The organism is Parerythrobacter lacustris (assembly GCF_024626475.1).
Lineage (GTDB): Bacteria > Pseudomonadota > Alphaproteobacteria > Sphingomonadales > Sphingomonadaceae > Parerythrobacter_A > Parerythrobacter_A lacustris.
In genome coordinates this window covers 89,224-110,450 of sequence record NZ_JANKHH010000007.1, presented here as the reverse complement: position 1 = coordinate 110,450, position 21,227 = coordinate 89,224, and the positions used below count along the sequence as shown (strand labels likewise).

Below are 21,227 nucleotides of genomic sequence, written 5' to 3'. Positions count from 1 at the left end.
CATGGCAAATTCCAAACACCGATTCGCCGTCAGCCTGCTGGCCGGATGCGCGAGCATCGGCTTCGTAGCGGCCCCGGCATCGGCACAGGACGAGACGACCGCCGAAAGCGGCAATGCGGACGGCCCCATCGTCGTCACAGCGCGCCGCCGCGAGGAACGGATCATTGATGTGCCTCTCGCCGTCACTGCGATAAGTGGCGAGGAACTGGCGAAGACCGGCACGCTCGAAATCACCGAGATTTCGCAGGAAGTGCCCAACCTCACGCTCGAAGTCAGCCGCGGCACCAACACTACGCTGACCGCCTTCATCCGCGGCGTCGGCCAGCAGGATCCGGTCGCCGGCTTCGAGGCCGGTGTCGGGCTCTATGTCGACGACGTTTATCTCAACCGTCCGCAGGCTGCCGTCCTCGACGTCTACGATGTCGACCGGATCGAGGTGCTGCGCGGCCCGCAGGGCACCCTCTACGGGCGCAACACCATCGGCGGCGCGATCAAATATGTCACCGCCCGCCTGCCCGACGAGACCCGGCTCAAGGTGCGCGGTACCTATGGCAGCTACGACCAAGCCGACCTGATCGTCACCGCTTCGACCCCGCTGTCCGACACTGTGCGGATCGGTGCCAGCGGGGCGCGCCTGTCACGCGGCGGTTTCGGCGACAACCTGAACCTGGCGGGGGTCGAAAACTACAACAAGGACGTGTGGGCCGCCCGCGGCACGCTCGAATTCGACAACGGTCCGGTCTTCATCCGCCTGTCAGGCGACTATGTGAAAGACAATTCCGACCCGCGCCAGGGCCACCGGCTGCTGGTCGGGCGGATCGGCGGCGCGCCGGTGCTCGACAATGTCTACGACACCCGCGCGGGGCTGAACGTGGTCGAACAGGAGGTCGAGGCCTATGGCGGCGCGCTCAACATCGCGGTCGAGGTGAGCGACACGATCACGCTCAAGTCGATCACCGGCTACCGCAAGGACAATTCGACCACCCCGATCGATTTCGACAGCCTGCCGCAGGCCGACCTCGACGTACCGGCGATCTATCGCAACAAGCAGGTCAGCCAGGAATTCCAGCTGCTGTACGAAGGCGAGCGGCTGAACGGCGTGTTCGGTGCCTATTATCTCGATGCCGACGCTTTCACCGCCTTCGACGTCGCGCTGTTCACCACCGGTGCGGTGGTCGGGCTGCCCGGCCTGAACGCGCAGACGCTGGGGGATGTCGATACCAAAACCTGGTCGGTGTTCGGCGATTTCACCTATGACATCACCGACCGGCTGAGCGTCTCGGTCGGCGGGCGCTACACCAACGACAAGCGCACCAGCCGCATCCTGCGCACGACCTTCATCGGCGGCTTCTCCGATCTGTTCCCGCCGTCGACCGCCGTGCCCATTGCGGTCACGTCCGACTTCACCGGCAGCGAGACGTTCAAGAAGTTCACCCCGCGCGCATCGGTGACCTTCAAGCCGAGCGAGAACCATACGCTTTATCTGAGCTATTCGCGCGGCTTCAAGGGCGGCGGCTTCGACCCGCGCGGCCAGTCGAGCGCGGCGCGCGACTTCGATGGCGACGGCGATATCGACTACGATGACCGGTTCGATTTCCTCAGCTTCGACCCGGAAACGGTCGACAGCTACGAGCTGGGCTGGAAGGCGTCGCTGCTCGAAGGCGACCTCAATGTCGCGCTGGCGATCTTCAAGGGCGATTACACCGACGTGCAGATCCCCGGCTCGGTCGGTTTCGACTCGAACAACGACGGGGTCAACGACAGCTTCATCGGGATCACCTCGAACGCCGGCGATGCCGATGTGAACGGGCTGGAGTTCGAATTCAGCGCGATCGCCGGGCGCGACTTCGCCGGGATGGGCAGCCGCTTCACGGTCAACGGCTCGCTCGGCGTACTCGATGCCGAGTATAACACCTTCATCGACGCTTTCGGCAACGATGTCGCCGACCAGCGGGTGTTCCAGAACACGCCGGACATCACCGCGCACATGGGCTTCGACCTCGGCCTGCCGGTGGCGAGCGGAATGCTCGACCTGATCGGATCGCTCTCGCTGCGGTCGGATTCGAGCCAGTTCGAACTGCCCGGGCCGCTCGACCAAGACGGGTTCTTCCTCGCCGATGCCAGCATCGTCTACAACCACGACAGCGACCGCTGGTCGATCGGGGTCCATGGCAAGAACCTGTTCGACAAGCGCTATATCGTCGCCGGATACGATTTCGTGACCGGCACGGTGCTTGGGCGCGAAGGGAACCTTACCGGCTTTTACGGCGATCCGCGACGGGTGTTTGTGACCGGCGAAGTCCGCTTCTGAGCCAACGTTTCAGTCCGGCGGGGCGGATCTCCCAGCCGCCCTCGCCGCGCGGGACCGCGCAGCTTCGACGGTGAAGCTGCGCGGTTCTTGATTCGCCGCCCCCTCGGCGAAGACCACGAGATCGCCCGGCGCGACATCGTCCGCAGCATAGCGGTCCCACGCCTCGTGAACCATGTCCGGCGGGCCGAAAGCGCGCACGGCGTTCCAGTAACGGTCGTCGCGGAAGCCGACGAAGTGGACCAGCCTGGCCTTCAAGGTTTCGCGCTGTGCCATTGTTTGCGACTTGCACGAAAACCCCGCCCGGAAAACCGGACGGGGCCACTCGCTGTTCGAACCCGTTCAGGCGACGGGTGCGGACGTCGCCTTCTTGTCCTGATGGCGCTTCCACAGATAGCCGCCGACGGTGACCGCCGCGAGCGCCGGGAGGCTCATCCGACGAGCAATCGTCGCCGCGCCGACGCCCAGAATCGCGCCGGTCGTACCGCCGATGGCCGAAGTGCTTTCCGCTGCCTTGGCGCCTGCGAAGGCACCGATGATCTTGCCAATCATGTGTAATCTCCTTTTGCCGGACTAAACTCGGGGGCGGGCAAGAGGTTCCGCGCGCATTACCATGCTTGAGACTTGCATCGGGCAAGTGCATAGGCCGCGCCATGCACGACATCCGCCTGATCCGCGACGACCCCGAAACCTTCGATGCCGCCCTTGCCAAACGCGGATTCGAGCCCACGTCCAGCGCGATCGTCGCGCTCGACGCGAAGCGCCGCGCGGTCGCGACCGAGATGCAGGCCGCGCAGGGCCGCCGCAACGAGGCGTCCAAGGCGATCGGGCAGGCGATGGGTGCGGGCAACAGCGCGACAGCCGAGGCGCTCAAGGCCGAAGTGGCGCAGCTCAAGACCCGCCTGCCCGAGCTGGAGGAGCAGGACCGCGCACTGGGCACCGAGCTCGACGCGCTGCTCGCGAGCATCCCCAACTTGCCCGCCGACGATGTGCCGGTGGGCTCGGACGAGGCCGAGAATGTCGAGGTCAGCCGCTGGGGCGAGCCGCGCACATTCGACTTCGCGCCCAAGGAACACGCCGATATCGGACCCGCGCTGGGGATGGATTTCGAAACCGGCGCGGCGATTTCCGGCGCACGCTTCACCTTCCTCAAGGGCGGCATGGCGCGCCTCCACCGCGCAATCGCGCAATTCATGTTCGACCGCCAGACGGGCGAGAACGGCTACCTCGAATGCGCCCCGCCGCTGCTGGTGCGCAGCGAGAGCCTCTACGGGACCGGGCAGCTACCAAAGTTCTCCGAGGACAATTTCCGCACCACCGACGACCGCTGGCTTATCCCCACCGCCGAAGTCTCCCTCACCAACGCGGTGCGCGAGCAGATTCTCGACGAGGGCGTATTCCCGCTGCGGATGACCGCGCTCACCCCGTGCTTCCGCTCCGAAGCGGGCGCGGCAGGCAAGGATACGCGCGGCTTCATCCGCCAGCACCAGTTCGAAAAGGTCGAGCTGGTCAGCATCTGCCGCCCGGAGGAAGCGCAGGCCGAGCACGACCATATGGTCGCCAGCGCCGAAGGCGTCTTGCAGGCGCTCGATCTGCCCTATCGCAAGGTGTTGCTGTGCACCGGCGACATGGGCTTCGGCGCGCGCAAGACCTTCGACCTCGAGGTCTGGCTGCCCGGCCAGGGTGCCTATCGCGAGATCAGCTCGATCAGCTGGTGCGGCGATTTCCAGGCCCGCCGGATGGACGCCCGCTATCGCCCCGAGGGCGAGAAGAAGACCGCTTTCGTCCACACGCTCAACGGATCCGGCCTCGCGGTCGGGCGCACGCTGGTCGCGGTGCTGGAGAATTACCAGCAGGCCGACGGCAGTGTCACGATTCCGCCCATCCTGCGCCCCTACATGGGCGGAATGGAGACTTTGCAACCCCTCGCCTGAAAAACCCACGGAGAGACGCCATGACCAACAATCCCTGGAATCATAGCCGCAGCAGCAGCCTGTCCGACGATATCGATTTCGCCATCCGCGGCGAGGATCTGCAATTCGTCGAGATCGAACTCGATCCGGGCGAAAGCGCGGTGGCGGAAGCCGGGGCGATGGTGTGGAAGGATGCCAGCATCACGATGGAAACCGTGTTCGGCGACGGAGCGGGCGGCGAAGGCAGCGGCTTCATGGGCAAGCTGCTCGGCGCGGGCAAGCGGCTGGTGACCGGCGAAAGCCTGTTCACCACCGTCTTCACCCACCAGGGACAAGGCAAGGCGCGGGTCGCCTTCGCTTCCCCCACCCCCGGCACGATCCTGCCGATCAAGCTCGACAGCGTCGGCGGCACGCTGATCTGTCAGAAGGACAGCTTCCTCGCCGCTGCGCGCGGGGTGTCCATCGGCATCCATTTCCAGCAGCGGATGATGACCGGCCTGTTCGGCGGCGAAGGCTTCATCATGCAGAAGCTGACCGGCGACGGCTGGGTCTTCGTCCAGATGGGCGGCACGCTGATCGAGCGCGAACTGGCACCGGGCGAGGAACTGCATGTCGATACCGGCTGCGTCGCCGCCTACACGGCCGGGGTGGATATGGACGTCACTCGTGCCGGCAGCGTCAAGTCGATGGTGTTCGGCGGTGAAGGCGTATTCTTTGCCCGGCTGCGCGGCCCCGGCAAGGTGTGGATCCAGTCGCTCCCCTTCAGCCGCCTTGCCGGGCGGATGCTCGCGGCAGCAGGCCCGATGGGGGGCAGCAACCGCGGTGAAGGCAGCGTGCTGGGCGGGCTCGGCGACATCGTGATGGGCAACAATTGAGCGCGCGCCCGATGCGCATCCTGCTGACAAATGACGACGGCATCCACGCGCCCGGCTTCGCCGTGCTCGAGGAAATCGCCCGCGAGCTGAGCGGCGATGTCTGGGTCTGCGCGCCTTCCGAAGAACAGTCGGGCGCGGGCCATTCGCTCACCCTCAACCAGCCGGTTCGGCTGCGCAGGCTGGGCGAGCGGCGCTTCGCCGTTACCGGCACGCCGACCGACAGCGTGATGCTGGCGCTGCGCACCGTGCTCAAGGACCTCAAGCCCGACCTGATCCTGTCGGGCGTCAACCGCGGGGCCAACCTGGGCGACGACATCACCTATTCGGGTACGGTCTCGGCGGCGATGGAAGGTGCGCTGGCGGGCATCCGCTCGATCGCCTTGAGCCAGGTGCTCGACCGCGAGGGGGCGCACGATGCGTTCGATGCGGCCCGCCGGTGGGGTGCGAATGTGCTGCGCCCGATGCTCGAGATGGACTTCGCCGAGCGGATGCTGGTCAATGTCAACTTCCCGCCGCGCGCGGCGACGGACGTCAAGGGCATCCGCGTGGTGCGGCAGGGTTTTCACGATTATTCGCGCGGCAGCGTGGTCGAGGGCCGCGACCCGCGCGGGCTGACTTATTACTGGTTCGGCCTCCACGCGATCGAGCACACCAACGATCACGACACCGACCTCGAGGCGATCGCCGACGGATATATTGCGGTGACACCGCTGCGCCCGGAATTGACGCATGAATCCTCGCTCGGCACATTGCGCGAAAGGTTCGCCGCCGGAGAATGATCCGATGAAACGTCTCGCACTGATCGCCCTCTTGCCGCTGCTGCTTGCCGCCGGCGACCCCGCGACCGAGACCGAGCACGTGGTGACCGAAGGCGAGACGCTGAGCGGCATCGCCAATCGCGCCGGAGTGCCGAAGGAGATGATCATCGCCGCCAACGGGTTGCAGGACCCCTACGAGGTGCGGCGCGGGCAGAAGCTCGTCATTCCCCGGCAGAAAATACACATCGTCAAGGAGGGCGATACCGGCCTGTCGATCGGGCGGCGTTACGGCGTCCCGTTCGAGAATATCGCCATCGCCAACGGCATGCAGCCGCCCTACGCCGTCAAGCTCGGCCAGCGGCTGATCATCCCGGCGGTGATCGCCGCCCCCGAACGCCCGGCCCCGGCGCGCACCGAGCCCTATTTCCGCCGTCCGCACGATGGCGCGGTGCTGGCCGGGTTCCAGCGCAAGGATGACAAGGGCCACGAGGGGATCGATATCGCGGTCAAGACCGGTGACATGGTGCGCGCCTCGGCCGGCGGGCGGGTGGTCTATGCGCAGGCGGACTCGGGCCGGTTCGGACGGCTGGTGGTGATCGACCATGGCAACGGCTGGCGCACGCGCTACGGCCACCTCTCGCGCATCACAGTGAAGCTGGGCGATCTCGTGCGCAGCGGAGAACGGATCGGCCTTGCAGGCAGCACGGGCAGCGCCACCCGGCCCGAGCTCCACTTCGACATCCTCAAGGACAATGAGCCGGTTGACCCGGCCAAGAAGCTCCCCCAACGCTGACCGGGTAATGGCAAGGCGAAACGACAGCGCGTCGGGCGCGGGCAAGCGGGGCAAGACCCAGAAGTTCCAGCCGCTGCGCCGTGCGGTCAAGGTGCCCGTATGGGGCGACCTCGGCATCCGCATGGCGCTGGCGTTGTTCCTGTTGTTGTTCGTGATCATGATCCACTGGTGGGATCGCGAAGGGCTGGTTGATCACTACGACGGCCATGTCAGCTTCCTCGACGTGGTTTATTTCACCATGATCTCCGTCACCACCACCGGGTTCGGCGATATTGCCCCGATCAGCGACCGGTCGCGCCTGATCGAGGCGGTCATCGTCACCCCAGTCCGCATTGCCGTGCTCTTCATCTTCGTCGGCGCGGCCTATAGTTTCATCATCAAGCGCAGCTGGGAGAAATGGCGCATGGCCCGCATCCAGAAACAGCTCACCGATCACATTGTCGTCCTGGGCTACGGGGTTTCCGGCTCCGAAAGCGTGGCCGAACTGATCGAACGGGGCACCGATCCGAGCTGTATCGTGGTGATCGACCCGAGCGAGGAACGCCTGACCGAAGCGGAGAAGCTCGGCTGCAACGTCTTGGCTGGCGACGCCACCCGCGACGAGACGCTGGAGGCGGTGCGCATCAGCAAGGCGCAGGCCGTGCTGGTTTCCGCCGGGCGCGACGACTCCTCGATCCTGATCGTGCTCACCGTCCGCCACCTCGCGCCCGATGTGCCGATCAGCGTGGTCGTGCGCGCCGACGACAACGAGCTGCTCGCGCGACAAGCAGGGGCGAACAACGTAATCAACCCGGTGCGCTTCACCGGGCTGCTGCTCGCCGGGAGCGTCAACGGCGCGCATATCGCCGAATACCTTGCCGATCTCGCCTCGGTTTCGGGCCGGGTGCAACTGGTCGAGCGCGAAATCACGGCGGAAGAGGCCGGGTGCTCGATCGAAACGCTCAAATCGGGCGGACGGGGGCTGCGCGTCTATCGTGACGGGCGGGCCATCGGCTTCTGGGAAGACGAATGTCACATGCTCCAGCCGGGTGATGTCATCGTCGAGATCATCGCGACCGAATCGGGCGAAGTGCGCGGCGACGGGCACAACGGCCAGCACTGACCGCTGCGCCCGCCCGGGCGCTTACGGCAGGTAGGCGTGCACCAGACCCATCGCGATGTAGAACAGCAGCCAGTAGCTCGCATCGATGAAGAACAGTGCCTTCGACTTCTGGCTGAACAGATAGTTGGTGCCGATCGCCGGCACGATGAAGCCGAGCGCGACGCCGAAGGCGGTCAGCACCTTGACCGCAACCGACAGATCTTGCCCGTAGGTCGCGAAGGTATGCGCGAGCGTCCAGCTGGCGAGCAGCGAGAAGGCGAAGGCCCCGCCGTAGATCGCCGCCATATTGCCTTGCTTGATCTGCTCTTCGGACAGCCCGACTGCGCCCATCCAGCGCTTGCCCATCACCGGCCCGTACCAGATTCCGCCGACGAGAAACCCGGCGAGCGCCGCGACCACCACGCCGATCCAGTTCACTGCAGAGATATCCATGTTCCCCTCCTCTTTGCGACCCGGCACAAATCCTAGCGCAAACACGCCTGCGGGTGTAGGGGCCGCGCGATTATGAGCACTGTCACCGCCCCGATCCCCGACCAGAAGAAGGTTGGCCCACAAAAACGCGTAGGGATGGTTTCCCTCGGCTGCCCCAAGGCGCTGGTCGATTCCGAACGCATCCTGACCCGGCTGCGCGCCGACGGCTACGCAATGAGCCCCGACTATGCCGGGGCCGACGTGGTGCTGGTCAACACCTGCGGCTTTCTCGATTCCGCCAAGGAAGAGAGCCTTGCCGCGATCGGCGAGGCGATCGCCGAAAACGGCCGCGTGATCGTCACCGGCTGCATGGGCGAGGAAGCCGATGCTATCCGCGCTGCGCATCCGCAGGTGCTCGCGATCACCGGGGCGCACCAGTACGAGCAGGTGGTCGAGGCGGTGCATATCCACGCCCCGCCGAGCCAGGGGCCGTTCGTCGACCTGATCCCGCAGCCCGATATCAAGCTGACCCCGCGCCACTACAGCTATCTCAAGATCTCGGAGGGCTGCAACCACTCCTGCGCCTTCTGCATCATCCCGCAGCTGCGCGGCAAGCTCGCCAGCCGCCGGATCGACGCGGTGCTGCGCGAGGCGGAGAAGCTGGTCGCGGCGGGAACCAAGGAGCTGCTGGTCATCAGCCAGGATACCAGCGCCTATGGCGTGGACACCCGCCATGAGGCGAAGACGTGGAAGGGCCGCGAGGTCCGCGCGCATATGACCGACCTCGCCCGTGAACTAGGCCAATTGCGCACCCCAGAAGGCGAACAGCCGTGGGTCCGGCTGCACTATGTCTACCCCTACCCCCATGTCGACGCGGTGATCCCGCTGATGGCGGAGGGGTTGCTGACGCCCTATCTCGACATCCCGTTCCAGCACGCCAGCCCGTCCGTCCTCAAGCGGATGAAGCGCCCGGCAAATGAAGCAAAAGTGCTCGAGCGGCTGAGGAACTGGCGCGACATCTGCCCCGACATCGCCATCCGCTCCAGCTTCGTCGTCGGCTTTCCCGGCGAGACCGAGGACGATTTCCGCTACCTGCTCGACTGGCTGGAAGAAGCGCAGCTCGACCGCGTCGGGGCGTTCCGGTTCGAGCCGGTCGAAGGTGCGCAGGCCAACGCCCTGCCCGATCATGTGCCCGAGGAAATCAAGGAGGAGCGCTACGCCCGGGTGATGGAAGTCACCGAGCGGATCAGCGCCGCCAAGCTCGCGGCCAAGGTCGGCCGGACCATTTCCGTCATTATCGACGAGGTCGGCGAGGCGGACGAAGACGGCGATATCGGCGCGACCGGCCGGAGCCAGGCCGACGCGCCCGAGATCGACGGCGCGGTCTACCTGCGCAATGTCGCCGCTACGCTGAAGCCGGGCGCTATCATCGATGCCGAGATCGAGGAGTCGGACGCGCACGACCTGTTCGGCGTGCCAGCCTAGCACGCGAACGAAAGGCGACACAAAGGCGACACCAAAACGTCGTCCGGCACGCAATTGTCATGGACACCGCTGCCATCCGCATTTCGGCCTAGCTAGCCGGTGAAGATCAACGCGGAGAAAGAGCCTGTCCCGGGCCTGACGAAGCGTGCCCGAACCCCTGGACGATAGCAGGCGAAACCCGTGTAGGAAAATCATCGTTTGTCCTACCGGGCGTTGCGGCTAGTCTCGACCCATGCAGGGTTCTTTCAGACGACTGGCGGTGGTGGCGCTTGCCGCCCTCTTTGCCTCGCCGGCCTCGGCGCAGCAGAAGACGGCCCAGTGCCTCACGCTCGAACAATGCATCGCCGAGGTCCGCGACCCCGCGATCCGCGTCAACGGGACCGATATTCCGGCGAAGGAGCGGATCACCGCATTCGGCGACGATGCGGTCGTCGCCCTGCTGCCGCTGCTGGTCGATCCCGATGGGCGCATACGGGAGGATGCCGGATATCTGCTCCATTCGTTCCGCGACATCGATCCGCGCCACTACGAGGCGCTGCTCGCCGGTTGGAACTACGGTTCGGGTCGCCGCAACGGCTGGCTGATCGTCCCAATCGCCACCACCCGCACCGATGCGGCGCTCGAACTGCTATGGGCCGATTTCGAGCGCGATCCCGGGACCGGGAGCAATTCGCAGATCTTCTTCGCTCTGCCGTTCTTCGGGCCGGAGCGACTCCAGCCACTGCTGCTCGACCGGATCGAGCGCTGCCGGCGGAGCGCCGATGGCAAGCCCTGCGACGGGATCCTCGCCTTGTTCGATGCCATGGAGGATCCATTGCTGGCGAACCGCAGGACCCCTACGATCGGCCTTTTCGGCGACACCATGGCCGATCTGGCAGCAAACGGCGCGACGGACAAAGCCCGCTACACCGCCGAGACCTATCTTCTCGCGCGGCAACACCCGATGGGCCTGGCGCTTCGCATCGCCCGCCTCGACGCGCTCGATGTCGAAGCGCTTGCGCGGGACGAGGAAGCCTTTGCACCGATCTATCCGATCACGGAAATCTCGCGCTTCGGGGAGCAGGCGAGATCGGCCGGACCATCGATCGCGCGCTTCCTCGACCCTCGGCTCGATCCCGAGGTGCGCGCCGCTGCCGCGCTCGCTCTGGGCCGGATCGGTGCGGCAGACCAGGCTTCCGCGCTGGTCGCGCAGGAGCCCGACCTGCGCGACGATTGGCTGCTCGCCTATAACACCGCCGAAGCGCTCGGCCGGCTGCAAGCAGCGGAAGCGCGCCCCTTGCTCGAACGATTGGCAGCGAGCCATTGGCACAGGGGCGTGCGCAACAACGCCCGGCGCGGGCTGAACGCTCTCTCAGGCGGGGTGTTCGGTCTGCCGGAGAGCGAGCCGCAGGGCCCGGTGGTGCCAGACGAAGATGTGCTGCGTTTCCTCAGCGACGTTCGCTGGGCAGGCGATGAAGCGGATCAGCGCTGCCGCATCGCCGGGAAGGACATCACACTGCGAAGCGATCCCGCCGGGCGCATCCGGTTCCCGGCCAGGGGCGTCAGCCGGATCGACTTCGCTCCTGTGTCCGAAACCCGCTACCGCGCGGTCCGCCAGCACATCCCGGTCGAGTTCGTCCAGGGCCGGGTGACGGCGATCTACCCGCATCATCGCGGCGACCTTATCGCCTTCAACGGCGGCGAATTCGGCGGCGGGCTCGTCCTTTTGCCGGAAGCCGGCGCGCCGCGCACCATCGTGCGCGAACAGGTCGATTTCCTGTGGGAGATGGAGGGCAAGCTCTATGTCGCCGCCGGACTGTCGCATCTGGGTCTCGACCAGGGCAACCTCCGTGTCGTCGACCTGCGCAGCCTCGCGGTGGAGCGGGTCATCCGCCTGCCCGCCAGCCCCTACCAGCTGGTGCTGAGGGCCGACCGCACGGCTATCGTCACCACGGGCGCAGGCGATTTCCGCATCGCGGAGGACGGGACCCCGCTGGACGCTGCCGCCGGCTGCGATTGACGACCGGTCATGCCCCACCACACGCATACCCTCACCATCCCCACCTCCGGCCCCGGCATGCACGAGATCACCCGCGACATCGCCGCGTGGATCGCCGGGACCGGCATCCGCACCGGGCTGCTGACCGCGCTGTGCCGCCACACCTCGGCCTCGCTGGTGATCACCGAGAACGCCTCCCCCGCCGTGCGGCGCGACATGCTGCGCTGGCTCGACCGGCTCGCGCCGCAAGGCGTTCAATACGAGCATGACGACGAGGGGCCGGACGATATGCCCGCGCATCTCAAGACAGCGTTGACCGGGGTCTCGCTGGCGATTCCGATCGAAGACGGCGCGATGATGCTTGGCACCTGGCAGGGCGTCTTCCTCGTCGAGCACCGCGCGCAGGCCTACCGGCGCGAGGTTGCGCTGCACCTGGCGGGCGAATAGCCGCCAGCATCGCTTTCGCGGTGGATTGTCACGCCACTGCAACGCGATTCTTCATTCGGTCACCATTGCTTCGTTTTGCTGTCACACGCCGGTTCTAGTCGCGCCTCAACCAATCTGGATGGGGCACTCCAATGATCACGAACAAACTGCTTCTCGGCGCTGCCGTTTCGGCCATCGCCATGGGTCTCTCGGCACCGGCTTTTGCCGGCGAAATCGCAGGCAGCGTCATCGACGCATCGGGCACTGTCGCCCTTCAGTCGGCAGAGGTCCGTCTGGTCGAACTTGGGCGGGTCGCCAGCGCTGCGCGTGACGGTTCGTTCTACTTCGCCGATGTTCCGGCAGGCGAGTACACCCTTGAAGTCAGCTATGTCGGGGCGGAAACCGTCCAGCGCAAAGTCAGCGTCGGCGAGACTGGTGTGGTGTCGGTCGCGATTGAGCTCGGTGGCGATCGTGCAGGTCAGATACTCGTCATCGGCCAGAGCGCCAACCTGTCGAGCGCGCTCAACCGCAAGCGCGCGGCAGACGGCGTGTCGGATGTGCTCACACGCGACGCCATCGGCCAGTTCCCCGACCAGAACGTCGCCGAATCGCTTCGCCGCCTGCCGGGCATCAACGTGCTCAATGACCAGGGCGAAGGCCGCTTCGTGTCGGTTCGCGGGCTCGACCCCGAACTCAACTCGACTTCGCTCAACGGCGTGCGCCTCCCCTCACCCGAAAGCGACGTACGTTCGGTGGCGCTCGACGTTATATCGTCCGACATCATCGAATCGATTGAAGTGAAGAAATCGCTCACTCCCGACATGGACGGCGACACGATCGGCGCGTCGGTCGAGATCGAAACGACCAGCGCGTTCGACCGCCAGAAGAGCCTGTTCTCGGTCAAGGTCGAAGGCAGCTACAACGACTATGTCGATAACGTCACGCCGAAGGGCAGCGTCGATTTCGCGACCAGGCTGACCGACAATTTCGGCGTTTCGGGTGGCGTTTCCTACTACAAGCGCGAATTTGAAACCGACAATATCGAAGCCGATGGCTGGGACGATTTCGGCGCTGGTCCGGTTCCGCTGGAAATCCAGTACCGCGACTATGACGTCGAGCGCGAACGGATCAGCGCGACTCTCGGCTTCGATGCCCGCGTTGGCGAGAGCACCGAGCTCTACCTCAAGGGCGTGTGGAGCCAGTTCGACGATCAGGAGTTCCGCCGCCGGACCAATTTCGACCTCGGAAATTTCGAGGACAACGGGCCGAGCTCGCAAAGCGGCAACACCGCCACTTTCGACGATACCGATGAGCGCATCCAGGTCGAGCGCGACATCAAGGATCGTTTCGAACGCCAACGGATCTACTCGATTGTCGGCGGTGGCGAGAGCCGGTGGAATAACTGGTTTGCTGAGTATTCGGTCAGCTATGCCAAGGCGACCGAGCGCGAAAACGGGTCGATCGATCCGGCTGATTTCCGCAACCGTTTCGATGATGATGGGCTGATCATCCAGTTCGACTACTCGGACCCGCGCGTTCCCCTGTACCAACAGGTTGGCGGGGTGAACGGCGATTTCAACGATCCTTCGGCCTATGAGCTCAACGACATCGAGTTTACGGCTCTGAGCGACGCACAGGACGAGGAATGGTCGGCCAAGTTCGATATCGGTCGCGAATCCTATCTCGAAAGCGGCACGTTCACCGTCCAGGCAGGTTTCAAGGGTCGCTGGCGGCAGAAGAGCTACAACAAGACCGTAGAATTCTACGAGTACGACGGGCCTGGCGATTTCACCCTCGCCGATGTGCTCGGACGTGGCCAGACATACCGCCTGACCGACATTTCGCCGGTCGCCGGGTTCACCGAGACTCGCGATTTCTTCCTAGCGAATTTCGCCAATTTCGAGCTGCAGGAAATCGACAGCCAGTTCGACAGCGCAGTCGAAGACTACAGCGTCGATGAAGACATTCTCGCAGGATATCTGCTCGGCCGCTACGAGACCGACCGGCTGCGGGTCATCGGCGGCGTCCGGGTGGAAAACACCCGCAACGACATTCTGGGCAACAACGTCACCCTGTTCGAAGAAGACTCGACGCTGCCTAACGGCACAACCGCGACCGACGATACGGTTATCGTCACTCCGGTTGCGTTCGAGAAGGACTACACCGACTGGCTGCCCAGCCTCAATGTCCGGTGGGAAGCGGCCGACGATCTGATCGTGCGGCTGGCGGGCTATCGCAGCCTCGTGCGCCCCAAGCTCTCGCGCCTCGCCCCGCGCTTTGCGGTTGAAGTCAATGACGACGACGAGATCGAAGGCGAATTCGGCAACCCGGCTCTGGTGCCCTACCGGGCCTGGAACCTCGATGCCTCGTTCGAATACTACCTGTCGAACAATGGCGCGATCACGGCGGCAGTGTTCTACAAGGATGTGAAGAATTTCATCGTCGACGTCGAAGTCGACACTCCCGGCACCTTCAACGGCATCGCGTTCGATGAGGCGGTGATCCCGATCAACGGTGAAAGCGGCGACATCTTCGGCGTGGAACTCGGCTTTTCGCAGAGCTTCGACTTCCTGCCGGGCTTGTTATCGGGCTTCCTGGTGCAGGCCAACTATACTTTCACCGATGCCAACGGAACCGTGCCCGACGGGTCGTTCACCGATCTGGCCAATGTGACCAGCTTCCGCGACATTCCGCTGCCTGCCTCGTCGAAGCACACATTCAACGGCGTGCTGGGTTACGAGAAGGGGCCGATCAGCCTGCGCCTTTCCGGCACCTATCGCGACAGCTATCTCGACGAGCTCACCGACGATCCGGCAACCGATCGCTATGTGGACGATCACTTCCAGCTCGATTTCAGCGCCAAGCTCAAGGTCAGCGACAATATCCGCGTGTTCTACGAATGGGTGAACATCAACAACGCGAAGTACTTTGCTTACAACAACCTCTCGGGCAGCCAGAACCTATACCAGTATGAGGAATACAGCTGGACGATGAAGGGCGGCGTGCGGATAACCTTCTGATGCGCAGGATTGCCCTCGCCCCGCTCGCAGCCGCTGCCTTGCTCGGCGGCTGCGCTACCACCCCGATCACCGGCGATCCGGCGGTGACGGTGACGGCCTTGGCCGAAACCGTCCCCGTCGGCACCGTCAACGAGGACGCGGCGGACGACCCGGCGATCTGGCGCAACGCCGCCGACCCGGCGAAGAGCCTGATCGTCGCGACCGACAAGAAGGGCGGGCTCTACGTCTACGACCTCGCCGGCAAGCAGAAGAGCTTCCTCCCTGCGCCGGGGCTCAACAACGTCGATCTGGCCGAACTGCCCGACGGACGCGTGCTGGTCGCCGCAAGCGATCGGAGCGATCTGGCCAACGCGCGAATCCACCTTTCGCTGCTCGATATCGTCACCGGCGAGCTGGAACCCGCGGGATCGCACCCGGTGGGGCCCGGTGAAGCCTATGGCATCTGCTTCGGCGGGGTGACGGGCGAGGGTGAGGTAACGGTCTACAGCGCGCCCAAAAACGGGGTGATTTACGACAGCCGCCTGCTCCCCGGCAGCCCGGTCGCGATGACCCGCACCCTCGCCACCGTCCCGACCCAGCCCGAAGGCTGCATCGCCGACCCGCGCACGGGCACGCTCTATATCGGCGAGGAAGACGCCGGGATCTGGGCCATCGACACGGAGAACGGGGCCAAGCGCTTGGTTGCTGCCGTCGACAACAAGGTACTGGTCGCCGACGTCGAAGGCCTCGCGATCGCGCCGCAGGGCAGCGATGGCGGCTACCTCGTCGCTTCCTCGCAGGGCGACAACGCCTACTCAGTGTTCCGCCTGCCGGGGATGGAGCCGGTCGGCCGCTTTCGCATCGCCGCCGGCACCTTTGGCGCGACCGAAGAAACCGACGGAATCGAGCTCGATATCCGCAGCTTCGGCCCGGCCTATCCCGCCGGCCTGTTCATCGCGCAGGACGGGCAGAATGCTCCGGCAGCACAGAACTTCAAGCTGGTCAGCTGGCAGGACGTGAAGGCCGCGATCGGATTGGAGTAGGCACAGAAGCAAGGCTGGTGCATTGAGAGGGCGATGACCCTCTCGATCTCCGCCAGCTTCGCCTTCTCGACCGACCAGCCGACCGATATCCTGCTGCAGTTCGAGGCGGCGGCGATCCCCGAACAGCGCATTCTATCGACCGAGACGAAAATGTCCGATGCCGAGCATTGCGCCCGCGTCGCGGCGGAGGACGATATCGGCGAGCGCATCTGGCTGCGGACCAACGGGCGGTTCGAGGTCGCCTACCATGCCGAGATCGAGCTTCACCGCATCCTCGCCAATATCGCCACGCTCGACGCGCTGCCGCCGCACGAGCTCCCCGGCGAGGCGGTGCACTACCTGCTCGACAGCCGCTATTGCCCGGCGGACAGCTTCCAGCATTTCGTCGAGAGCGAGTTCGCAGGAACCGGCGGCGGCGGGCGGATCGCGGCGATCCGCGACTGGATTGCCGATCGCTTCACCTATGCGCCGGGATCGAGCACGGTCAACACCACCGCGCGCGACAGTTTCATCGAACGGCGCGGCATCTGCCGCGACTATGCCCATGTGCTGGTCGCTCTCGCCCGCGCCTCGACCATCCCCGCGCGCTATGTCGCGTGCTATGCCCCGCGGGTCGAACCGCAGGATTTCCATGCCGTGGCGGAGGTCTTCCTCGCCGATCCCTCGGTCGAAAGCGGCGGTGCCTGGCACATAGTCGACGCCACCGGCATGGCCGACCCGGCATACACCGCCAAGATCGGCGTCGGACGCGACGCGGCGGATGTCAGCTTCCTCACCAGCTTCGGCCCGAGCGACTTCCTCTACAGCCGGGTATGCGTCTCAACTGGGTGAGCCCTAGATGCGCTCGACCCGCTTCGCCCAGTCTGGATAATCCTTGTAGCGTTCGAAGTTGACGCGATCGCCCACTGCGAATTGCGTGCCGGACGGGTATATCGCACCCTCGTGGAATACGACGATCTTGTCGATCGCGTCAGGCTTGATGTGGTAGTAGACAAAATGACTGCTGATCGTGCCCTGTTCCATGCTGGTCGTTCCTTGTGCGTCTGGCGGTGAGGGAGCCGTTACTTGCCCTGCTCATCGGGTTTGGCGGGTTTGGCGGCGCAACCGTCTTTCTTGAGTCCGGCGACCAACAACTCGGAACGAGTCCTGCCGTATGGGGTGAGGATCTGTACTTCTACCTGCGCCGAGGCCCCACTTGCCCCCGACAGCGTCGGAAAATCGACCGACGCGACATTGACAACGATTCCGCTGAGATCGGGAAGTACCTTGATCGCGCTGCCATCAACCGACTTTCCGCCGATGACAACCCGATCGGCCCGCCATAGCTGCGGCCCCACGAAGATGATCGAAACATTGTTCGAACAGGCGACAATCGAACTCGGGATCGGCGCGCCGTCGATGCTCGCAACTTTGAAACTGGCATTGCCCAATATCCGTGCCGTAATGTTGTCGTAATCGGCGGTAGATGGCGAAAGGTCGACCCTGGTGGTGCGTGAACGCGCCGACGCACCCGACCTGCCGCCCCTTCCCTCCCAATCGGGCGACCATGCCGAACTGGATACAAGGTCGATATAAGGCCACCAGCCCGGTACAATCAGATCGACCGACAGGTCCTGCGGACGGAGGCCTTGAGCAAAGCGCAACTCCTGCTTCTTCGGATCGAGTACACTACGTGGCCCCATCATCCAACCGAACTCGGGATTCGCCGAGCCCGCATCACCGAATGCAACGACCAGTGGCACTCGCTCGAGCGCGTCAGCACGCCCGACGGCGTTGCGGCCAAATCCGAGGGCGGCGTCAGCTCCGATGCCTTGTGTCGGGACACTGCCGGCAAGTGAAGCAGCCAGCGCAATGGATTCGGCGGCTCGCGCCTGCGAAGAAACGATTTGGACCTGTTGTTTGGGACCGATTGAATAGAAGCGTGCACGCTCCTCTTCCTTGGCTAATGCACTCTTGAACACGCTCGGCACAGTGAAGGGACCGATCGGACCGACTGCGCCGCACGAGTAGGGATAGTCGGCCTGAAGCCGTTTGACACTTTCGATAAGGGCATCGGCCTGCGCGATCGTCGCCCGATCGCTGAATTCAAGCGGCTTGAAGTAGATCGTCCCGATGCTATTGTTGTTGGCGATCGACTGGGCCTGAAACTCCAGGGCCGGTGCAAAGTCGCGCAGGGTCGTAAGCGCATTTGCCAAATCCAGCGCTTTGCCTTGATTGGCCTGTGCGTCAGGGGGGAAACCTGCCAGAGGCACGGTTCGAGCATCGGGCCGGCAGAACCGGTCGAAATCGACATTGCCCAGAGCTGCGGTAATTAGCTGCGTATCCGGGCTTCCTTGTGGCGGGAATTGACGGACCAGTCCGGCAATGTCCGGCGAACGTGCAGTGCCGGACGCTGAATATGTGAAACGCGGCGTGGCGAGCCACATCACCTGACATCCCTGCAAGGTCGTCTGATCGACAGCGAGGCCCCGGCATTTCGTATTGGTGGAACTGGTCGAGTATTCGAAGCGGACGAGATCCAGCAGGTCACCGGTCCGCTCGAGCGAACTGCCAAGCGTAGTTTTTTCAAACCCGTTTGTCGTACCGACGCGCTGCGACGCCTGGGTGCTGACGCGCGCCAGCCAGTCGCGATAAAGCGGAACCAAGGTTTCGTCGCTCATGTCCGGACCCGTGACGCTGAACTTGAGCTGGCCGAACGTCGCGCGATGCGACTTCATCGGCGGAAACACTGTTGCTGTCATGTTGAGCCGGACCAGCGACGCGCCATTTCGGTCATGCAGCTCGTCAAGGCTTACCGCATTCCGCTCGCCGTTGAGAATCTCGCGATAGGTTTGCCGATCATAGAAAACATCAATTGGATTGGCAGTGATGCTTGTCGCGGTGAGCCCTTGGACGTTAGAGGCGAGATACTTCGCAAGATCGGCCTGCAGCTTGTTGACCGCAGCCGCTAGTCCATCAACCGAATTGGGAGCCCCCGGTCCCGATGCCGGAGTGTCCGACTCGTCGCCGTCGATCGGCCCCGACGGCTCTGTTTGCTCGGGAAGTTTGGCCCGCGCCAGCTCGATATCGCGCTTTAGCTGGTCAACCTCCATCTGCAGCCGAAGCGTATCCAGCTCCTGCTTGAGCTCATTCTGCTCCTCGGTTCGGGTATAACTAGTCCCTGCGGCAGGATCGAATTTTAGGCCAAGCGCCGCAGAAAGGCTCGTGACCACCTCAAGCTGGCGGACGATTTCAGGCGTGAAACTGGCTGTTTTAGAGTCCTCGATCAGATCATCGAGATATTCCGTTTCTTCCCGCCGCTCGTTGATCAGCGCACCGCGTCGATAGAGCTTCGGATCGGTATAGGTGATCCGACCCGCCAGCGGCTCTTCGTCATAGACCGGGTCGCTCAGACTTAGGCCATAGGGCGTTTTACATCCGGCTACGAGAGCCGCACCAAAAAATATGGAAGTCACTACGCACTTGCGCACCTGTCTTTCCCCCCCTTGAAGCCCGACCGTGGAAATTTACCATAACGCATTTGCAAGAGCGAGTCTTGTTTAGGTCAACCGGACCGATGATTACTTCGTTTGCATCATCAACCTCCGCCGGCTTTGCGGCATAAGAATACGATTGCGGTGCATGGCGTGCACTCCTGTGCGCTGCTAGATAAGCTGCTGCGAGACGAGGGAGATGCACGCGCATGAGTTTCACCGCCGACCGACTCCTGCTGTTCGGTGCCACCGGCGATCTGGCGCAGCGGATGCTGTTGCCCAGTCTGTGCGCGCTCCATGCGGACGAGCTGATCCATCCCGATCTCAAGATCATCGGCACCGCACGCAGCGACCTCGACGACAACGGCTATCGCCAGTTCGCGCGTGAAGCGCTGGAAAAGCACCTCCCCGCCAACCGCCGCGGCGGGATGGCGGGCTTCCTCAACCGGCTGAGCTACCAGCCGCTCGATGCGACCACGCTCGAAGGCTATACCGAACTTGCCAACAAGGTTGGCCCAACCGGGCAGGGTCTCGCCATTTTCCTGTCGACCGCGCCGAGCCTGTTCGAGCCGACGATCAAGGGTCTGCAGCACGCTGGGCTCGATGGCGAAACCGTGCGCATGTGCCTCGAAAAGCCGCTCGGCACCGACCTCGGATCGAGCTGCGAGATCAACGATGCGGTCGCCAGTGCCTATCCCGAGGAGCGCATCTTCCGCATCGACCATTACCTCGGCAAGGAGACGGTGCAGAACCTGCTCGCGTTGCGATTTGCCAATCTGATGTTCGAACCGCTGTGGAACGCAGCGCATATCGACCATGTCCAGATTACCGTGGGCGAAACGGTCGGGCTCGAAGGCCGGGTCGCCTTCTACGACGATGCCGGCGCGCTGCGCGACATGGTGCAGAACCACATGCTCCAGCTGCTCGCGCTGGTCGCGATGGAACCGCCGGGACACTTCGATGCCACCGCTGTGCGCGACGAGAAGGTCAAGGTGCTGCGATCCCTGCGCAAGGTCGCGGCGGGCCAGACCGTCACCGGCCAGTACCGCGCGGGCGCGATCAAGGGCGAGGCGGTGCCCGGATACGACGACGAACTGGGGAAAGACAGCGACACCGAAACCTTCGTCGCGATCAAAGCCCATGTCGACAACTGGCGGTGGAAGGGCGTGCCCTTCTACCTGCGTACCGGCAAGCGCCTGCCGCAGCGGGTGACCGAGATCGTCGTCCAGTTCCGCTGCGTGCCGCATTCGATTTTCGCCGGAAAAGGTGCGACGATGCAGCCCAACACACTGGTGATCGGCATCCAGCCGGAAGAAAACATCACCCTGTCGCTGATGGCCAAGGTGCCGGGGCTCGACCGCGAGGGCATCCGCCTGCGGCAGGTGCCGCTCAACATCGCCATGCCCGATGTCTTCAGCGGCGCGGTGCGGCGGATCGCCTACGAGCGCCTGCTGCTCGACCTGATCGAAGGCGACCAGACGCTGTTCGTCCGCCGCGACGAGGTGGAAGCGCAATGGGAATGGATCGACGCGATCCGCGGGCTGTGGGATGCCGAGGAGCTCAAACCGAAGACCTACACCGCCGGCAGCTGGGGCCCGAGCGCGGCCATTGCCCTGGCCGAACGCGACGGAGTGACCTGGCATGAGTAGGGCGCAGTACCACG

At 64.3% G+C, this 21,227-nt stretch carries 18 protein-coding genes; 13 read left to right on the top strand and 5 right to left on the bottom strand.

Annotated features, from left to right (window positions below; all coding sequences use genetic code 11):
* Window position 1: 1 nt before the first annotated feature.
* The gene (locus NSO95_RS12425; protein ID WP_257596593.1) at window positions 2-2,311 is read left to right on the top strand and encodes a TonB-dependent receptor; all 2,310 of its coding nucleotides are present in this window, start codon (window positions 2-4) and stop codon (window positions 2,309-2,311) included.
* A 9-nt stretch (window positions 2,312-2,320) separates the two neighbouring features.
* On the opposite strand, the gene NSO95_RS12420 is transcribed toward NSO95_RS12425, so the two are convergent.
* Window positions 2,321-2,584 (bottom strand): hypothetical protein, encoded by a 264-nt coding sequence (locus NSO95_RS12420; RefSeq protein WP_257596592.1) that lies wholly within the window; start codon window positions 2,582-2,584, stop codon window positions 2,321-2,323.
* A 66-nt stretch (window positions 2,585-2,650) separates the two neighbouring features.
* Window positions 2,651-2,860, bottom strand: a complete 210-nt coding sequence (locus NSO95_RS12415) for a hypothetical protein (protein WP_257596590.1) — start codon at window positions 2,858-2,860, stop codon at window positions 2,651-2,653.
* A 101-nt stretch (window positions 2,861-2,961) separates the two neighbouring features.
* On the opposite strand from NSO95_RS12415, the gene serS reads away from it, so the two are divergent.
* From serS to NSO95_RS12390, 5 genes are read left to right on the top strand one after another with little or no spacing between them, the layout of a single operon-like run.
* Window positions 2,962-4,242: a serine--tRNA ligase gene (gene serS / locus NSO95_RS12410; RefSeq protein WP_257596589.1), complete on the top strand. Its 1,281-nt coding sequence runs from the start codon at window positions 2,962-2,964 to the stop codon at window positions 4,240-4,242.
* Between the two features lie 20 nt (window positions 4,243-4,262).
* On the top strand, window positions 4,263-5,096 hold the full coding sequence (locus NSO95_RS12405; protein WP_257596588.1) for a TIGR00266 family protein: 834 nt from the start codon (window positions 4,263-4,265) through the stop codon (window positions 5,094-5,096).
* Between the two features lie 11 nt (window positions 5,097-5,107).
* The gene (gene surE / locus NSO95_RS12400; protein ID WP_257596587.1) at window positions 5,108-5,875 is read left to right on the top strand and encodes a 5'/3'-nucleotidase SurE; all 768 of its coding nucleotides are present in this window, start codon (window positions 5,108-5,110) and stop codon (window positions 5,873-5,875) included.
* A gap of 4 nt (window positions 5,876-5,879) precedes the next feature.
* On the top strand, window positions 5,880-6,647 hold the full coding sequence (locus tag NSO95_RS12395; RefSeq protein ID WP_257596586.1) for a peptidoglycan DD-metalloendopeptidase family protein: 768 nt from the start codon (window positions 5,880-5,882) through the stop codon (window positions 6,645-6,647).
* Window positions 6,648-6,654: 7 nt separating this feature from the next.
* Window positions 6,655-7,749: a potassium channel family protein gene (locus NSO95_RS12390; RefSeq protein WP_257596584.1), complete on the top strand. Its 1,095-nt coding sequence runs from the start codon at window positions 6,655-6,657 to the stop codon at window positions 7,747-7,749.
* A gap of 21 nt (window positions 7,750-7,770) precedes the next feature.
* Here NSO95_RS12390 and NSO95_RS12385 read toward each other — a convergent pair whose 3' ends face one another.
* Window positions 7,771-8,181, bottom strand: coding sequence for a DUF1761 domain-containing protein (locus NSO95_RS12385; protein WP_257596583.1), 411 nt, complete (start codon window positions 8,179-8,181; stop codon window positions 7,771-7,773).
* 72 nt (window positions 8,182-8,253) lie between these two features.
* On the opposite strand from NSO95_RS12385, the gene rimO reads away from it, so the two are divergent.
* The 6 genes from rimO (at window position 8,254) to NSO95_RS12355 (ending at window position 16,922) form a co-directional block, all read left to right on the top strand.
* Window positions 8,254-9,645, top strand: coding sequence for a 30S ribosomal protein S12 methylthiotransferase RimO (gene rimO, locus NSO95_RS12380; RefSeq protein WP_257596582.1), 1,392 nt, complete (start codon window positions 8,254-8,256; stop codon window positions 9,643-9,645).
* Between the two features lie 232 nt (window positions 9,646-9,877).
* Window positions 9,878-11,644, top strand: coding sequence for a HEAT repeat domain-containing protein (locus NSO95_RS12375; RefSeq protein ID WP_257596581.1), 1,767 nt, complete (start codon window positions 9,878-9,880; stop codon window positions 11,642-11,644).
* A gap of 9 nt (window positions 11,645-11,653) precedes the next feature.
* Window positions 11,654-12,070 (top strand): secondary thiamine-phosphate synthase enzyme YjbQ, encoded by a 417-nt coding sequence (locus tag NSO95_RS12370; RefSeq protein WP_257596580.1) that lies wholly within the window; start codon window positions 11,654-11,656, stop codon window positions 12,068-12,070.
* A gap of 131 nt (window positions 12,071-12,201) precedes the next feature.
* Window positions 12,202-15,069: a TonB-dependent receptor gene (locus tag NSO95_RS12365; protein WP_257596578.1), complete on the top strand. Its 2,868-nt coding sequence runs from the start codon at window positions 12,202-12,204 to the stop codon at window positions 15,067-15,069.
* Entirely contained in the window at window positions 15,069-16,091 is a 1,023-nt protein-coding gene (locus NSO95_RS12360; RefSeq protein WP_257596577.1) for a phytase, read from the top strand. Before NSO95_RS12365 ends, NSO95_RS12360 begins: the two co-directional genes overlap by 1 nt.
* A 33-nt stretch (window positions 16,092-16,124) precedes the next feature.
* A complete protein-coding gene (locus tag NSO95_RS12355) occupies window positions 16,125-16,922 on the top strand; it encodes a transglutaminase-like domain-containing protein (protein ID WP_257596576.1) in 798 nt (265 codons plus the stop codon).
* A 3-nt stretch (window positions 16,923-16,925) separates the two neighbouring features.
* Here the strand turns inward: NSO95_RS12355 and NSO95_RS12350 are convergent, their stop codons facing one another.
* Together NSO95_RS12350 and NSO95_RS12345 are read right to left on the bottom strand one after the other, a co-directional pair.
* Window positions 16,926-17,114 carry a hypothetical protein gene (locus NSO95_RS12350; protein WP_257596575.1) on the bottom strand — a complete coding sequence of 63 codons (189 nt, stop codon included), beginning with the start codon at window positions 17,112-17,114 and terminating at the stop codon, window positions 16,926-16,928.
* Between the two features lie 38 nt (window positions 17,115-17,152).
* Window positions 17,153-19,561, bottom strand: coding sequence for a hypothetical protein (locus tag NSO95_RS12345; RefSeq protein ID WP_257596574.1), 2,409 nt, complete (start codon window positions 19,559-19,561; stop codon window positions 17,153-17,155).
* 212 nt (window positions 19,562-19,773) lie between these two features.
* Here NSO95_RS12345 and zwf point away from each other — a divergent pair, with 212 nt between their 5' ends.
* Entirely contained in the window at window positions 19,774-21,213 is a 1,440-nt protein-coding gene (gene zwf / locus NSO95_RS12340; RefSeq protein WP_257596573.1) for a glucose-6-phosphate dehydrogenase, read from the top strand.
* The last annotated feature ends 14 nt before the right edge of the window (window positions 21,214-21,227 follow it).

What these genes read in the sequence shown, in the direction of transcription:
- NSO95_RS12425 (WP_257596593.1), top strand. Translation starts at nt 2, where the DNA reads ATGGCAAATTCCAAACACCGATTCGCCGTCAGCCTGCTGGCCGGATGC.
- NSO95_RS12420 (WP_257596592.1), bottom strand. Translation starts at nt 2,584, where the DNA reads ATGGCACAGCGCGAAACCTTGAAGGCCAGGCTGGTCCACTTCGTCGGC.
- NSO95_RS12415 (WP_257596590.1), bottom strand. Translation starts at nt 2,860, where the DNA reads ATGATTGGCAAGATCATCGGTGCCTTCGCAGGCGCCAAGGCAGCGGAA.
- serS (WP_257596589.1), top strand. Translation starts at nt 2,962, where the DNA reads ATGCACGACATCCGCCTGATCCGCGACGACCCCGAAACCTTCGATGCC.
- NSO95_RS12405 (WP_257596588.1), top strand. Translation starts at nt 4,263, where the DNA reads ATGACCAACAATCCCTGGAATCATAGCCGCAGCAGCAGCCTGTCCGAC.
- surE (WP_257596587.1), top strand. Translation starts at nt 5,108, where the DNA reads ATGCGCATCCTGCTGACAAATGACGACGGCATCCACGCGCCCGGCTTC.
- NSO95_RS12395 (WP_257596586.1), top strand. Translation starts at nt 5,880, where the DNA reads ATGAAACGTCTCGCACTGATCGCCCTCTTGCCGCTGCTGCTTGCCGCC.
- NSO95_RS12390 (WP_257596584.1), top strand. Translation starts at nt 6,655, where the DNA reads ATGGCAAGGCGAAACGACAGCGCGTCGGGCGCGGGCAAGCGGGGCAAG.
- NSO95_RS12385 (WP_257596583.1), bottom strand. Translation starts at nt 8,181, where the DNA reads ATGGATATCTCTGCAGTGAACTGGATCGGCGTGGTGGTCGCGGCGCTC.
- rimO (WP_257596582.1), top strand. Translation starts at nt 8,254, where the DNA reads ATGAGCACTGTCACCGCCCCGATCCCCGACCAGAAGAAGGTTGGCCCA.
- NSO95_RS12375 (WP_257596581.1), top strand. Translation starts at nt 9,878, where the DNA reads ATGCAGGGTTCTTTCAGACGACTGGCGGTGGTGGCGCTTGCCGCCCTC.
- NSO95_RS12370 (WP_257596580.1), top strand. Translation starts at nt 11,654, where the DNA reads ATGCCCCACCACACGCATACCCTCACCATCCCCACCTCCGGCCCCGGC.
- NSO95_RS12365 (WP_257596578.1), top strand. Translation starts at nt 12,202, where the DNA reads ATGATCACGAACAAACTGCTTCTCGGCGCTGCCGTTTCGGCCATCGCC.
- NSO95_RS12360 (WP_257596577.1), top strand. Translation starts at nt 15,069, where the DNA reads ATGCGCAGGATTGCCCTCGCCCCGCTCGCAGCCGCTGCCTTGCTCGGC.
- NSO95_RS12355 (WP_257596576.1), top strand. Translation starts at nt 16,125, where the DNA reads ATGACCCTCTCGATCTCCGCCAGCTTCGCCTTCTCGACCGACCAGCCG.
- NSO95_RS12350 (WP_257596575.1), bottom strand. Translation starts at nt 17,114, where the DNA reads ATGGAACAGGGCACGATCAGCAGTCATTTTGTCTACTACCACATCAAG.
- zwf (WP_257596573.1), top strand. Translation starts at nt 19,774, where the DNA reads ATGAGTTTCACCGCCGACCGACTCCTGCTGTTCGGTGCCACCGGCGAT.